The organism is Mangrovihabitans endophyticus (genome assembly GCF_014646155.1).
GTDB lineage: Bacteria > Actinomycetota > Actinomycetes > Mycobacteriales > Micromonosporaceae > Actinoplanes > Actinoplanes endophyticus.
In genome coordinates this window covers 14,286-27,181 of record NZ_BMMX01000055.1, presented here as the reverse complement: position 1 = coordinate 27,181, position 12,896 = coordinate 14,286, and the positions used below count along the sequence as shown (strand labels likewise).

At 69.4% G+C, this 12,896-nt stretch carries 16 protein-coding genes; 12 read left to right on the top strand and 4 right to left on the bottom strand.

The features are described 5' to 3' along the window. Positions 1-493 precede the first annotated feature (493 nt). The 9 genes from IEY73_RS29875 to IEY73_RS29835 all read left to right on the top strand — a co-directional run bounded on the left by IEY73_RS29875 (position 494) and on the right by IEY73_RS29835 (position 7,774). Positions 494-973, top strand: a complete 480-nt coding sequence (locus IEY73_RS29875; RefSeq protein ID WP_189082689.1) for a hypothetical protein — start codon at positions 494-496, stop codon at positions 971-973. A 175-nt stretch (positions 974-1,148) separates the two neighbouring features. Beyond that, the gene (locus IEY73_RS29870; RefSeq protein WP_189082688.1) at positions 1,149-1,532 is read left to right on the top strand and encodes a hypothetical protein; all 384 of its coding nucleotides are present in this window, start codon (positions 1,149-1,151) and stop codon (positions 1,530-1,532) included. Continuing rightward, positions 1,529-2,746, top strand: a complete 1,218-nt coding sequence (locus IEY73_RS29865; protein WP_189082687.1) for a hypothetical protein — start codon at positions 1,529-1,531, stop codon at positions 2,744-2,746. Before IEY73_RS29870 ends, IEY73_RS29865 begins: the two co-directional genes overlap by 4 nt. Positions 2,747-2,893: 147 nt before the next feature. Beyond that, positions 2,894-3,571, top strand: a complete 678-nt coding sequence (locus tag IEY73_RS29860) for a GGDEF domain-containing protein (protein ID WP_189082686.1) — start codon at positions 2,894-2,896, stop codon at positions 3,569-3,571. Then, on the top strand, positions 3,568-4,833 hold the full coding sequence (locus tag IEY73_RS29855) for a hypothetical protein (protein WP_189082685.1): 1,266 nt from the start codon (positions 3,568-3,570) through the stop codon (positions 4,831-4,833). The genes IEY73_RS29860 and IEY73_RS29855 overlap by 4 nt, the downstream gene beginning before the upstream one ends. A gap of 211 nt (positions 4,834-5,044) precedes the next feature. Beyond that, the gene (locus tag IEY73_RS29850; protein WP_189082684.1) at positions 5,045-6,055 is read left to right on the top strand and encodes a DUF4192 domain-containing protein; all 1,011 of its coding nucleotides are present in this window, start codon (positions 5,045-5,047) and stop codon (positions 6,053-6,055) included. Between the two features lie 13 nt (positions 6,056-6,068). Next, the gene (locus IEY73_RS29845) at positions 6,069-6,431 is read left to right on the top strand and encodes a hypothetical protein (protein WP_189082683.1); all 363 of its coding nucleotides are present in this window, start codon (positions 6,069-6,071) and stop codon (positions 6,429-6,431) included. Positions 6,432-6,845: 414 nt separating this feature from the next. Beyond that, positions 6,846-6,995, top strand: a complete 150-nt coding sequence (locus IEY73_RS33920; RefSeq protein ID WP_229716293.1) for a hypothetical protein — start codon at positions 6,846-6,848, stop codon at positions 6,993-6,995. A gap of 62 nt (positions 6,996-7,057) precedes the next feature. Continuing rightward, entirely contained in the window at positions 7,058-7,774 is a 717-nt protein-coding gene (locus IEY73_RS29835; RefSeq protein WP_189082682.1) for an HAD family hydrolase, read from the top strand. A gap of 21 nt (positions 7,775-7,795) precedes the next feature. Here the strand turns inward: IEY73_RS29835 and IEY73_RS33915 are convergent, their stop codons facing one another. Next, positions 7,796-8,212 carry a hypothetical protein gene (locus IEY73_RS33915; RefSeq protein WP_229716292.1) on the bottom strand — a complete coding sequence of 139 codons (417 nt, stop codon included), beginning with the start codon at positions 8,210-8,212 and terminating at the stop codon, positions 7,796-7,798. A 167-nt stretch (positions 8,213-8,379) separates the two neighbouring features. Here IEY73_RS33915 and IEY73_RS33910 point away from each other — a divergent pair, with 167 nt between their 5' ends. Beyond that, positions 8,380-8,628, top strand: a complete 249-nt coding sequence (locus IEY73_RS33910) for a hypothetical protein (protein WP_229716291.1) — start codon at positions 8,380-8,382, stop codon at positions 8,626-8,628. A 508-nt stretch (positions 8,629-9,136) separates the two neighbouring features. Here IEY73_RS33910 and IEY73_RS29825 read toward each other — a convergent pair. Further along, positions 9,137-10,240, bottom strand: coding sequence for an asparaginase (locus IEY73_RS29825; protein WP_189082681.1), 1,104 nt, complete (start codon positions 10,238-10,240; stop codon positions 9,137-9,139). A gap of 163 nt (positions 10,241-10,403) precedes the next feature. On the opposite strand from IEY73_RS29825, the gene IEY73_RS29820 reads away from it, so the two are divergent. Continuing rightward, positions 10,404-10,952 (top strand): alpha/beta hydrolase, encoded by a 549-nt coding sequence (locus tag IEY73_RS29820; RefSeq protein WP_229716290.1) that lies wholly within the window; start codon positions 10,404-10,406, stop codon positions 10,950-10,952. Then, complete coding sequence (locus IEY73_RS33905) at positions 10,946-11,224, top strand: dienelactone hydrolase family protein (RefSeq protein ID WP_229716289.1); 279 nt, start codon at positions 10,946-10,948, stop codon at positions 11,222-11,224. Before IEY73_RS29820 ends, IEY73_RS33905 begins: the two co-directional genes overlap by 7 nt. Here the strand turns inward: IEY73_RS33905 and IEY73_RS29815 are convergent. Then, positions 11,184-12,131 carry an NsdA family TPR-like regulatory protein gene (locus tag IEY73_RS29815; protein ID WP_505744154.1) on the bottom strand — a complete coding sequence of 316 codons (948 nt, stop codon included), beginning with the start codon at positions 12,129-12,131 and terminating at the stop codon, positions 11,184-11,186. The two genes, IEY73_RS33905 and IEY73_RS29815, sit on opposite strands and share 41 nt — an antisense overlap. A 645-nt stretch (positions 12,132-12,776) precedes the next feature. Further along, a complete protein-coding gene (locus IEY73_RS29810) occupies positions 12,777-12,878 on the bottom strand; it encodes a DUF397 domain-containing protein (protein WP_189082691.1) in 102 nt (33 codons plus the stop codon). Between the last annotated feature and the right edge of the window lie 18 nt (positions 12,879-12,896).

Here is a 12,896-nt window from a genome sequence, read left to right as displayed (position 1 = left end):
GCTGAGCAACAGCGCCAGGAATATCGGCGCGTTAGGCCGTCGCCTCATGAGAACTCCTTGCAGATTCACAGGTTGCGTCCTGCATAGTAAGAGGCTCCGAACAACGCGAAGGCCGTGCCGCCGATAAGCCCGCCGGCGGTCGCGGCCGCCCGCGACCTCCGGCGACCGCGCTATCCCCCACCTGCTGCTACGCGCCGTCCGACAGCTTCGCCGGGCTCAGGTGTCAGACGCTGTCAGGTGCGTCGTCCCGGCGGGCGCCAGGAGATGTCAGGTCGTCGCGTTAGCGTCGGCGCTCACCCTTTCTCGTACCACCCTCGCTGACCTGCCGGCCTCTTTGCCGCCGTGTTCCGCCCACCCTCACCAGGGTCGGCCTCCCGGCGTCCGCCGACAGCTTCAGCGCTCCCCGGCGCGACAGTTCGTCGCCATCACCTTCCCGGACGGCGGTCGCCCGTGGTGGCCGTCTCCCTTTCGCATGCCCGAAGGAGGCATCGTCATGCTCAAACCCGCCTGGTACGTGATCATCCACCCCGACTATCCCCCCGCCGCCGGCCACGCGCGGCTGCCGCAGGCGCAGGCCATGTCCGATCTGCTGCGCGAGACGTTCGAAGACGATCCGGTCTTCGATCCCGCGCACACCGGCGCCGCCGCCGAGATCATGGTCCGCACCGCCGAATACCTGGGCGACGCGGTCCGCCACGGCCGGGTCGTGCTGCCCGACAGCGTCCACCTGGACGCGCTGCTGCACGCGGTCAACCTGTGCCTGGCGCATCTCGCGCAGGCCACCGGACGGCTCGCGCACCAGGCCGACACGAACACCGGCGCGGACCTGTCAGGACTGTCGGATACGACCCGCGCCGACCTCACCACCACGCTGGCCACGGCCGCCGGACGGCTGGAGGAGTCCGCCGGCCTGTTCCGGGAGGCCCACCTCGCCGCCCGCGGCCCGCGCCCCTTCTCCGCCGACCCGGCGTAAGTCCTCACGCCCTCCGTGGGTGGGCGCCTCCCGGCCTCGGGCGGCGCCCGCCCGCGGAGGGCGGAGCTCTTCGTACGTCCCGCCGCCCCGGCCCGTTGCCGGCCGGGTTCCCTTCCCGATCCGTGTGTCCGGCGGCGGGAAGGCCGCCGGACGTCGTCCGTGAGGAGCGTTTCCCATGACCGTCAAGATCCTGCCGCCGGTGGTGGTCACCGGCAGCCGGCTGCTGCGCCACCAGCTACGCCTGCTCGAACAGCGCTGCGGCCTCGACTTCGACTACTGCGACCGCCTTCCGCAGGCCCGCCGGTTCGCCGCCCGCCGCGAAACGATCATCCTGGGCCACGACGTCGTCCCGCTGGTCCGCCAACCCTGGACCTGCCGAGGGCTGGTCTGGGCCGCCACCCTCGCCGGCCTGGACAGCCCCCGCCTGCCGGCCCTGGCCCACCGCGCGGGCGCCACCTCCATCGTGGCCCTGCCGACCGGCGCATCCGTGGCCGCCGAGACGATCTGGCGTACGCACGTAGAGCTGCACCGTCCGCCCACGCCCGGAGCCCACCGGTGACCCCCGACCGGCCCGCGTCCGCCGCGACAGGCCCGGCCACCACAGTGGACGTGCTGCACGAGCAGGCCCTCGCCTGGCGGATCCTCACCCACACCCTGGATGTACGGCTCCGCCGCCGGCTGATCGAGCTGGTCACCGCCGACGAGATCCTGCTCGGCGACGCCTGCGAGATGCTGCACGCCGCGGGGCTGACGCCGCTGCCCCGGCCGTGGACCCTCGTGCTCGGCGCCACGATCACCTGCCACACGCACCACCCGGACCTGACCGGCGCCCACACCACAGCGGCCGAGATCGTCGACCGGGTAGCGCGGCGCACGCTCGGCGAGCACACCAGCGCCGAACTGGTCGACGCCGAACTCGCACCGGCCGGCCAGGCCTGCACGCTGCCCGGCCCCTGCCGGGAGCTGCGCGCCCACGCGCACGTCGCAACACAGATCCGGGCAACCACGCCCGACGACGCCGACCACACGGCGACCGCCGCACGGCAACGGCTGGCCGCCGCCTGGGCCACCGCCGGGGTGTCCTGCGCCCAGCACACCGGCCACCACACCGAACCCGACCCCGGCGCGGCGGCCACCTTGGACCCGGACACCGACGCTCCGCTCACCCGCTGCCCGCCACCGGCGCCGCACGGCGTGCTCCGCGGCGACGTCGAGGCGGCCGACCTGCGACGCCGGCTCGCGGAGGCCGCCTACGAGCAACGGGCACGGGACGTGCGCCGGGCGTTGATCAGCGGGCTGGTCTACACCGGGCTTGGCCGCCTCGCCGGTGAACACCGCCCGTACGCGCTGATCGACGACCTGCTCCGCGAACTGGGCCTGCCCGGCCTGCCCCGCGCCCACCTGTACCGGGTCGCGGCCACCGTCCCGGTCACCGTGCCCGCGTCCTCGAACCGGGAAGCGCGGCGGGCCGCGTACCGGCTGCTGCGCGACGCGGCAGCCCACGTCCCGCAAAATGGCCTGCCGCTGACCGGCAGCATGCACGTCCGGGAACCGGAGGTCACCGCCCTGACCGGCGGCGGCTACGCCGTGGCCTGGCACGAAACCTACCTGGTCAGCCTCCGCGCCACGCATGCACCGCGGCTGGCCGAGGCCGCCGTCCGGATCCAGCTCAGCATCCTGGCCGACACCGTCGCGCACATCGCACAGGTGCCGCTGCATACCCGCTACCTCGGCCGGCGCGTCGACCACCGCCTCGACCCCGACCACGACTGACACCACACCCGCAGCCCTGGGCGTCGAGCCCGGTGGCCTCTGTCCGGCCCGCCCCAGGTGGCGGGCCTTCGTCATACCCGCCTGAACCCCGGGACGCCCGCCTTACCAAACGACGGCGTCCCGGGTTCTCCAAGGAGGAGGAACCCAGTGTCCCCAACCCTGTCCGTGATCGCCATCGCCGCGCCCAGCTTCCTGCTCGGCGCGCTCACCTGGTGGCCACACACCCGACACCTGCACCGGCGGCTGCACCACGCCACCCGGCAACTCCACCACGACCGGCTCACCGGGCTGCGCAACCGCGACGGCCTGCGCCACGCCTACACCGCCCTCGCCGGGCAGCCGCTGCTGGTCCTGCTCATCGACATGGACCGCTTCAAAACCGTCAACGACACCTACGGCCACGCCACCGGCGACGACCTGCTCACCGCCGTCGCTCACCGCCTCGACGGAACCGCCACCGTCCACCACGGATTCGCCGGCCGGATCGCCGGAGACGAGTTCGCCGTCCTGCTCCCCGCCGCCGGGCACCACCCGGCCCGCGTCGCCGACCTGTTCGCCACCACCATCACCGCCCCGACCACCCTGACCACCGACGACGGCGACATGACCCTCGCCCCCGCCGCCAGCATCGGCTACACCCGCACCACCGCCGCCACCGGCTGGACCGCCGCGCTGCGCGCCGCCGACATCGCCATGTACCACGCCAAACACGCCGCCGACGGGCACCCCGTCGCCCACCGGCACGGCATGGCCATGCCCACCCCGCCAGCCCGGCGACGCCGCCGCGTCCGCGACCACCACACCGGCCCGGACACCCTCGCATGACCGCCGAGATGGCCTGCGCGGCCTGCCTCACCCCGCTCAACACCATCAACGGCCGCTACATCCACCCGCTGCACCACCCCAACGACCACCGGCCGCAACCCGTGCCCGCCGCCCAGCTCGACACCATCGCCCGCACCTGCGACCTCTGCGGCGACCCCTACCCCCTCTGGACCCTGACCGGCGGCGACCTCACCACCTACATCGGCAACGACCACGCCGCCCTCCTGCAAACCTTCGGGCAACGCTGGGCCGCCTGCGCCGCCTGCACCGACGACATCGACCACCACCGCCACACCCACATCCTCGACCGCGCCACCACCCGGCTCGGCCCACACGACCCCGACCTGCGCCACCAGATCGCCCAGCTCCACCACGCCTTCCTCACCGACCTGCAACCCGGCCGGACACTGATCACCACCACCGCCTGGCCACCCACCACCCTGGACGCCCACGACCTACCGAAAATCCGCGACCGGCTCACCCGCCTCTACCGCGGACCCCACCACCTGCCCGCCACCCTGACCATCCACCGGCGCGAGGCCGCCGACCGGCTCGACCGGGCCCGCCTCTACCGCACCGACCCCGACTTCACCAACCTCACCGTCCACGCCGCCGCCACCATGCCCCCGACCGCCGTCACCCGCGACCTCATCCCCGGCGACGACGGGCTCCTCACCTGGCAACCCCCGCTCGGACACATTGCCGCCACCTCCTGGAGCCGCCACGACACCACCATCCACCTCACCCACTACCGCACCATCGGCGCCGGACTCGACCCCCGCACCCTGCAACACGTCCGCGAAACCATCGGCTGGCTCCTCCCCACCACCCACCGCGTCCTGCACACCGGCCCCACCGTCGACACCTCGCCCAACACCGGCCTCGCCGCGCTGCTCGCCGCCTGGCTGCTCATCTCCCAACAAGCCGCCGACACCCCGGCCACCGCCGTCGACAAAACCACCCGGCGACGCTACGCCCGCGCCCGGCGCCCACCACCCGACGTCCGCCTCATCCGCATCACCGGCACACACCCCCAACCCGCCCCGGCCACCACCCGACCCGACCGGACCGAGCACACCCCAGCCAGCCAACGCGTCTGGGTCACCGGCCACTGGCGCAACCAGCCCTACGGACCCCGACGCGCCCTCCGCCGACCCGTCTACATCCACCCCTTCCTCCGCGGCCCCGACAACGCACCCATCAAACTCAGCACCACCGTCCGTGTCCTGCGCGGACGCCCCGGCACCGGCACACCCGAGTGATCCGGCCCGTGGTGGGTGAGGCCCGACCTCACCCACCACGGCACAGCCGATCCCGGGCAGCACGGCGGGCCGTCTCGCAGGACAACCACCGCCCGACCGGTGCACGCCTCACCAGGGGCCAACACGCACCGGTACGCGGGGCGCCCAGCGTGCTGCCCGGCTTGAACACCCCACCGGCAGTACAAACAGACTCTGGCCAAGGAGCCCTTTCATGTCCGATGCCGAACTCCAACTCCGGATCCACAGCGACGTCGACCTCGTCGCCGTCGTGCCCTACCTGCTCGGCTTCCACCCCGGCGACGGCAGCATCGTCGTCATAGCCATCGCCGACAACCTCGTCGTCTTCAGCGCCCGCCTGGACCTTCCCGGACCCGACAGCCCCCGCGCGGCACTGCCCGACGCGACTCGTCACATCGCCGATGTAGCCCGTCGCACGCACCCGAACCCCACCATGGTCCTCATCGGCTACGGCCCCGCTTCCGATCTCGACCCGGCACTACACGCTGTAGCCGCCGTTTTCGCCATCGAGGGACTACCCGTACGACAGCCGCTGCGCGTGACCAGCAACCGCATCCACCACCTCGGCTGTGCGCACCCCGACTGCTCACCCGACGGGGTGCCCTTCGACCCCTCCGCGTCGCTGATCCCGGCCGAGGCCACGTACGCCGGCGTGGTCGCCCTACACAGCCGGGACGCCAAGGCCGCCCTCCTCAACCCGGACCCCGTCGCCAGCGGCGAGACAATCCAGCAGGCGATCATCGAGGCAACTACTCGCCTCGACACGCACGGCGATGACGTCCGCGAGACTGCGGCATCGGCCGTCACCGAGGCGCTCCGCCGGCACGCCGACGGCGCCTCACCCCACGCGACCGAACTGGCCTGGCTCCTTGTCCTGCTGGCCCGCCCACCGCTCTGGGGCCTGGCCCTGAGTCGCACCGAACCGAGCCCGCAACACCTCGCGTTCTGGACCGAAGTCACCCGCCGAGCACCCGAACCGTTCGTCCCCGCCCCCGCCACCCTGCTCGCCATCACCGCGTGGGGATTTGGCGACGGCATGCTCGCCGAACTCGCCGCACGCCGCGCGCTGCAGATCGACCCGACGAACGAGAACGCCACCGCCGTCCTCTGGGCGGTGAAGTCCGGAATCAGCCCGGCCGAGATCGAACGATCGATCACCCACCCGGACACGGCCGTGGACCCGGAGGACGACCATGGCAAGTAGCCGGAGGACGACCATGGCAAGTAGGCCGCGGCCCCTCTGGTATCCGGCCATCGCCGTCACCGCCAGCTCCCGGATCCGCCAGGAAGTAGAACAGATCGAGCAGCAAGCGGGATGCGACATCGACGTCACGGACTCCCTCCCCGAAAGCCGCAAGAGCGCCCGCCGCCGCCCGATGATCATCATCGGCACAGACCTCGTCGGACGCGTCCGCAAGCCGCTGTACTGCGGCGGCATCGTCGTCGTGGCCGCACTCGACCCCGACGATCGACGCGCCATCGACCACGCCACCAGGATCAACGCACCCCACATCGTCGCCCTCCCCAACGGACGACAGTGGCTGGCCGCGAAACTCCTACAGCTCATGGACAGCCGGTAAATCGGAACCGCCCTCGATTTACCGGGTTTCATCGGCGGAGCGAGCCGTGACGGCCCGCTCCGCCGCCACTACGAGCAGCGCAACATCGCATGGCGTGTGACTTTTGTGCTTTATGGGGAGACAAGTCGTGGTGATCCCATCCCGCCCGGCACTCCCTGCGCTTGGGGTGGTCGCTGAGGTGTCGTACCCGGGTGCCAGGATTCGGCCGGCGGATGACGCGTTTATCCTGCTGAACCGGGAGTTCGAGGCGGCGGAGGGCACCTTCCTGCTGGGCTTGCGAGGCGCCGGCCTCGTCTGGGACCGGGTGACATTCAGCCGGATGGAACAAGCAATGCGGACGGCCTGTAAAAGTACGAGGGCCATGACGTCCTGCCGCGCTGGATGGCGGAGGGGTTCTATTACGTTTCACATTTCGTGACGGAGTGGACCAGTCACCCGAACTTTCCTCGGCCGGATCCGGTGCAGTACTACGAGGACTGCTTGGAACGGCTGCGTGACCTCACGGACTGGTTTTTCCATGGCTGGCATGCCTACCAGGAACCGCACGTGTGGCGTGATCTCTGAGGTCAGACACGGGCGCTGCGGTCACGGGTCCGCCTCTGCATCGCTCGTGGCACGATCGCTGCGTGGATGGTCGGGATGCAGGCGTGGTGGTGTGGGATGTCGATGGCACGCTGATTCCGGCGGATCTTCGCTGGTTGCGGCGTGCTGTCGCCCGGACGTACGGGCTGGAGGAGTCGGCCGTGACGTTCCCGGAGAAGAAGGTTCACGGCTACACCGACGAGTCGATCGTCGTCGACACCGCTGTCGCCTCGGGCGTCACCGCTGCGGACGCGGAAGCTGGTGTGTCCCGCTTCGGCATGATCTTGGCTGAGGTCATGGACGCCGGCCGCGACGAGCTGGCACGGGTCCAGCCGCCGTATCCGGGTGTCGTCGAGAGCATCGCCGCGCTGCATCGGCGTGGCTTCGTGCAGACGGTGCTGACGGGGAACCTGCGGCACGCGGCGGAGGTCAAGGTCGCTTCGCTGGGAGTGGGCGATCAGCTGGACCTCGACATCGGCGCGTACGGCTCGGACGATAGGGACCGCTTCCAACTGACGGCCGTGGTCGCACGTCGCTACCGCGACAAGTACGGCACGTCGCTGCTTCCGGCGCGGACCGTTGTGGTGGGAGACGCACCGAACGACATCGCGTGCGCCCGGAACGCGGGTTTCCGGGCCGTGGTGGTCGCCCACCGAGCCAGCCGCGAGGAACTGAGCAGCCACGAGCCGGACGCGGTGCTCGAACGGCTGGATCCGGATCTTCTGGTGTCGACGATCGTCGGCCTGACTTCAGCTGACTGAGCGGCGCCGATCGTCCGGGGCTCAGGCTGTGGTAATTCGTTGATCCAATTCGCGTACCGCCGGTTCGTTTGCCCAAGGGCTGAGGTTCTCGCGGACACGGCGAGCGCGAGAGATCCCGCGAAGGTTCCCGATACGACGTAGCTGCTCGTAGGCGTCACCGAGAGTGGTGCATGCCGCGTCGAGTTCACCGGCGAGCCCGTAGGCGGCGGCGAGGTCGACGCGGGCGGCAAGGGCGACATTGAGATTTCCTTCGTCCTCTCCCAGGGGACGGGCAGCGCGTTCGAGGACGTCGACAGCAACGGCGGGTTCGTCGAGTAGCAGATGGCAGGTGCCTTCATATACCTGGACATGGGTGGTGCTCCAGTCGCTGAACAGCCCGGTCCGGTCATTATCGGTGATCGCGGCGGCATGCTGTCGTGCCTGTTCGAGCGCATCCATGGCCTGTCGGGGAAGGCGCAGGGCCGCGTACGCCTGGGCCTGCTCGGCGGCGCGATTCTCGCCCGTGCCGCGGCCGATAGCCGCGGGCCGGCGGCGCTGGCTTCGTCGAGCAGGCGCAGGCCGGTCATGATGTCGCCGTCGGCGTGGATCAGCGTGGAGGCTCCGGAGTGCAGGTTGCTCTCGAAGATCCGGGCGACTGCGGCGAGGCGGATGTCTCCGGATCGGTCGGCGAGGGTGCGGGCGTAGCCGCAGTGGGCGAGTGCCATGGCGTGATTGCCTTGAGCGCTCCACAATCGGCTCGCGACGATGGACGCTTCGCCGAGCATCGTGCCGATATCGGCTTTGATCGTGTCGGAGCCTGCCTTGCGGTACAGCGTCAGCAAGCAGTCGCGATGCGCTTCTACCAGACTCAATAGGGCCGCGGGTGGGACGGCCTGACGCTGTTGGGCCAGCATGCTGGTCACCAGGGCGAAGCTGCTCCACTCGCCGCGTTCCGTGCTGCTTCGCGGCAACAGGGCTTCGGAGGGCTGTTCCAACTGCACCGGGACGACCGACGTGGTGTCGAAGGTGGCGGCCGACGATCGCCTGACGTAGAAGCCGATCTCATGGTCGGCGGCCACCTGAAGGACGGCGCGAAACGCCTCCCGCCGTTGCCTTCCCGGCCAGCGATTCTCGCCGCGTTCCAATCGGCCGATATCCGTCTCGTCCCACTGGTGGACGACCTGGTGATGCTGCCAGAGGTAGCGGTTGACGGCCTCGGCGAGTTCCTGCCGCGACATCGGTCGTCCTAACCCGGACGGAGATGGCCGCCGGCGCCTGGCCTGCGTCAACAGCGCGTTGGGCTCCGGTTTGCTCCTGTTCACCGTGGCACCGTCCTTTGCAGGGGTCAGCGAGCAGCCGATGGGATCGCGGGTTGGAGTCGTTTCAGGCGCCGCTTTGACGCTTTCCGCTCCTCGGGTCTTCGGCTCCGGTCGCCCACGGCCAGGCTTCGGGATCACCGCACCCACCGGCCGCGCTGATCGCCGCGATGATTGCCTTCCGCTCGGCTCCGGCGGCGAGCAGCGCGTACAGCAAGATCCGGGCCTTGTAGGCGTCGAGGAAGCCGGCTGGGATGAGTCTCCGGTTCAGCAGATCCCGTTCCGAACCGGGGAATCCGTAGATCGCGGTCAATACCGGTCCCGCGCCGGTCCGGCTGGCCAAGATCACCGGAATCCGGTCGGCAAGACCTTCCAACGCGGGCACGAGATCTTGCGGAACGTGTCCCGCGCCGAACCCGGCGATCACCACCCCGTCGGCCCGGTCAGCGAGGCCGTCCAAGAGGACACCATCGTCGCCGAGACTGATCGTCAGAAGCACCACCCTGGGGCTCACCCCCTCGGCAGGCCCCGGAACAACGTAGCGACCCTCGAGCCGATGGAGAAGCCGCGGTTGGCCCTCGACAACCAGGTAGCCCAGCGGCCCGCCGTTCGGGGATTGGAACGTGGACCCCGCCGTCGAGTGGGTCTTGCGGACGCGCCGGGCGGCGTGGATCTCGTCGGCGAACACGACCAGACAACCCAACCCCCGGGCGGTCTGGCTCGCGGCAGTCTGGACGGCGGCGAGCAGGTTCGCCGGTCCGTCCGCCCCGGCCAGGGTCGGGTTACGCATCGCGCCGGTGACCACGACCGGTTGCGGCTCCGCATGGTGCAGGTCGAGCAGGTAGACGGTCTCTTCGATGGTGTCGGTTCCCTGCACCACGACTACCCCATCGACACCCTTGGCGAGGTGCTGGCGGATCAGCCGGGATAGGGCTGTGACGTCTGCCAGGGACAACGATGCCCCGGGCAGTCGCCGGAAATCGACCGTCTCGACCGTCACATCGAGTTCGGCAAGTCCGGGCACCGTCGTCAGCAGGTCCGGTGCGGTCAGAGCCGGTACGACACCCACGCTGGCTGATGCGGTCATCGTGATCGTGCCGCCCAGGCTGACTACCAGGACCCGGCGAAGCCCGGGAATCTCAACACCCACCGTGATCGTCTCCCGCCTCATGGCAACGGACAACCTGAGCCTATTCACCGTGGAGAGCAACCGATGCCCCCGGTCTGGGACACTGGGGTGCGTTACCGCTTCGGCAACGTCGTGGTTCGCGGCGGTGCCGGGACGGGCCCTCCTGGTTGCCTGGTTGCAGCCGCGTCACGACGAAGGAGTCCGCATGCCGTCCGTGGTCGCCGCGAAGTTCACTTCTCTCGATGGCATCGACCTGGTGGGAGATCTTGATCTTCCCGATCAGCAGCCGCGGATCGGTGTGGTCCAAGTGCACGGCGGCGGGGTGACACGGCACGAGGCGGGTTTCTTCGACCGGATGGGAAGCGGTCTGGCCGCCGCAGGAGCTGCCGCGTTGCGGTTCGACCTTCGTGGTCATGGCGAGTCCGGTGGCCGGCAGGAGGATCTCACCATCTCGGGTGTGCTGAACGACATTCGCAGCGCGGTGGCCTATCTGCGCCAGGTGACCGGCGTGGAACGCGTCGGGTTGGTCGGTCAGAGCTTCGGTGGTGGTATCTGTGCGTACTACGCGGCGAAGCGGCCCGAGGAGGTGCAGCGGCTGGTGTTGCTGTGTCCCCGCATCGACTACAAGAAACGAACGATCGATGACCGCCCTACTGGACTGACGATCACCTGGACGCCGAGAAGGCAGCCGAACTGGCTGGTCAGGGCTTTATCCAATACTCGCCGACGTTCCGGCACGGCCGCGCGTTGCTGAACGAGGTGTTCTGGATTCAGCCGCATACCGTGCTCGGCGAGATCCAGGCCCCGACGCTGATCGTGCACGGCACCGCCGACACGCTGGTGCCGATCGACACGACGCTGGCGGCCATGCCGAAACTCAACACGGCATCGCGTCTGCTGAAGATCGAGGGTGCTCAGCACGGCTTCGCTGTCGATGGCGACCCGACGTATCGAGATCCGCAGAGCCAGGCGTGGCAGGCCGAGGTCATCGCTGCCGTCGCGGACTGGGTAACGCAGCCGCATTGAGCGCCTCGCCGAGAGCAGCCACGGTGTCGCGTGCGTGCCAGGGAGCGAGAATCCGATGAGCCTTTCGGATGGAACCGTAGGTTCGCATCGAGCCGGTGCGGATCGAGGTGGACAGCGCGGTGAGCGCATGGGTGGCGGCGAGGTCCGGCAGCTCCGCCTGCGCGAGGGCGATGGCTTGCCGGGCACGGTAGTAGCCGGTGTCTCGTGTCGAGAGCCCGTCGGCGCCGAGACGCTCGTCGTAGATCTGGGCGGCTCGCTCGGGTTGGTTGGCCTCGATCCAGCAGGATGCCTCACGCAGGGTCAAGTCTTCGCCATCGGCGACATCTCGGGCCTGGCCTGTGGCGGTCTCCATGTCAACGCCGTTACCCATCATCGCGTTGCCGCGGGCGATCTGGAGCAGCGCCTCGGCCAGCAGCATGGGAGGAAGCTGCCAGGGACCTTCGATCGCGGCCTCGGCCAGCATCCGCACCCGGTTTCCGTCGCCGGACTCGTAGGCGAGTTGGGATTTACGCAACAGGACGAACCCTTGCATCGGTAGATGGCCACAGAGCTGCGCGTATTCCATCGCCCGGTCGTACCAGCGGATAGCTTGGGCCGCATCAGCGAGATCACGGTAAAGCCATCCGACGAACTCAGCGGCTTCGGCGCCGAGCATGGACAGGTCACGTCGTACGACTTCGGGGACAGCGGGGATCATCGATTCGACTACGTCCACGACGCCTCGGGCGGTCGACAGCGCGGCGGCTACCCCGAAGCGACCGTCAACGGCTTTGGCCGTTTCCATCTGTAGCCCGAACACATCGACCACCGAGACGTCGGCATGCCGTACGGGGTCGGTGACTCCCTGCCGGACCCGTTGTGCCCACTCCCGGGGTGGGGCGAGATGTCGCGGGTTCCGGGGGCGGATGCATTGGCAACGGCACCGCCTACGTGATCCTGAATTCGGGAAACCGCACCTTCAGGCATTGATCGAGCTTGTTCAGATGTCTCCCCGGCAGTGGGGGCCGACCGTGACCGCCGGTTGCGATAGAAGCCCAGCTCAACGTCTGTCTGTACGCCGAGTACCGCCCGTAGGCCGTTCCGGCGGGGTTCGCGCGGCCATCGGTAGTCGCCGCGCTCGTAGCTGCCGATGTCGTTCTCGTCGAGGTAGTCCCGGACCCCCTCGTGCTGCCATTGCCAGGCGTTGACCGCCTCCGCGAGTTCCTGGCGTGACATCGGCTGGCCCGAACCTGACGGCGACGGCTGGCGTACGCGCGCTGCTATCAGTTTCGCATTCGGCGGCCCTTCCAGCCGTCTGTGAGTGGTCATCAGGCTCGCCCCGAAGCCATCTGCCCAGAACGGCGCCCGGCCGGATTGGTCCAGGCGCTGGTCAACCGCTCGAAAAGACGGTGAACAGCGCCGATCCGGCTACCGGAAATCGCCAGCCGAAGGAGTACGTTGCAAGCCAAGCGGGCAGAGGAACTACCGACGCTGATCATCAGCGATGTCTTGTCTGTCAACCTTCCTCCTTCGCGATACCGCAGCTGAGATGCCGCCTTGACCACAGTGGGGACTATTCGCCGCCAGTTGTGCTGGGATCGAACTCGCCCTCTCTGACACCGGCGACGAAGGCGGTCCATTCGCCCCGGGTGAACTCCAGGACAGGTCCGCCCAGGCGCCCGGTCTGCGGCTA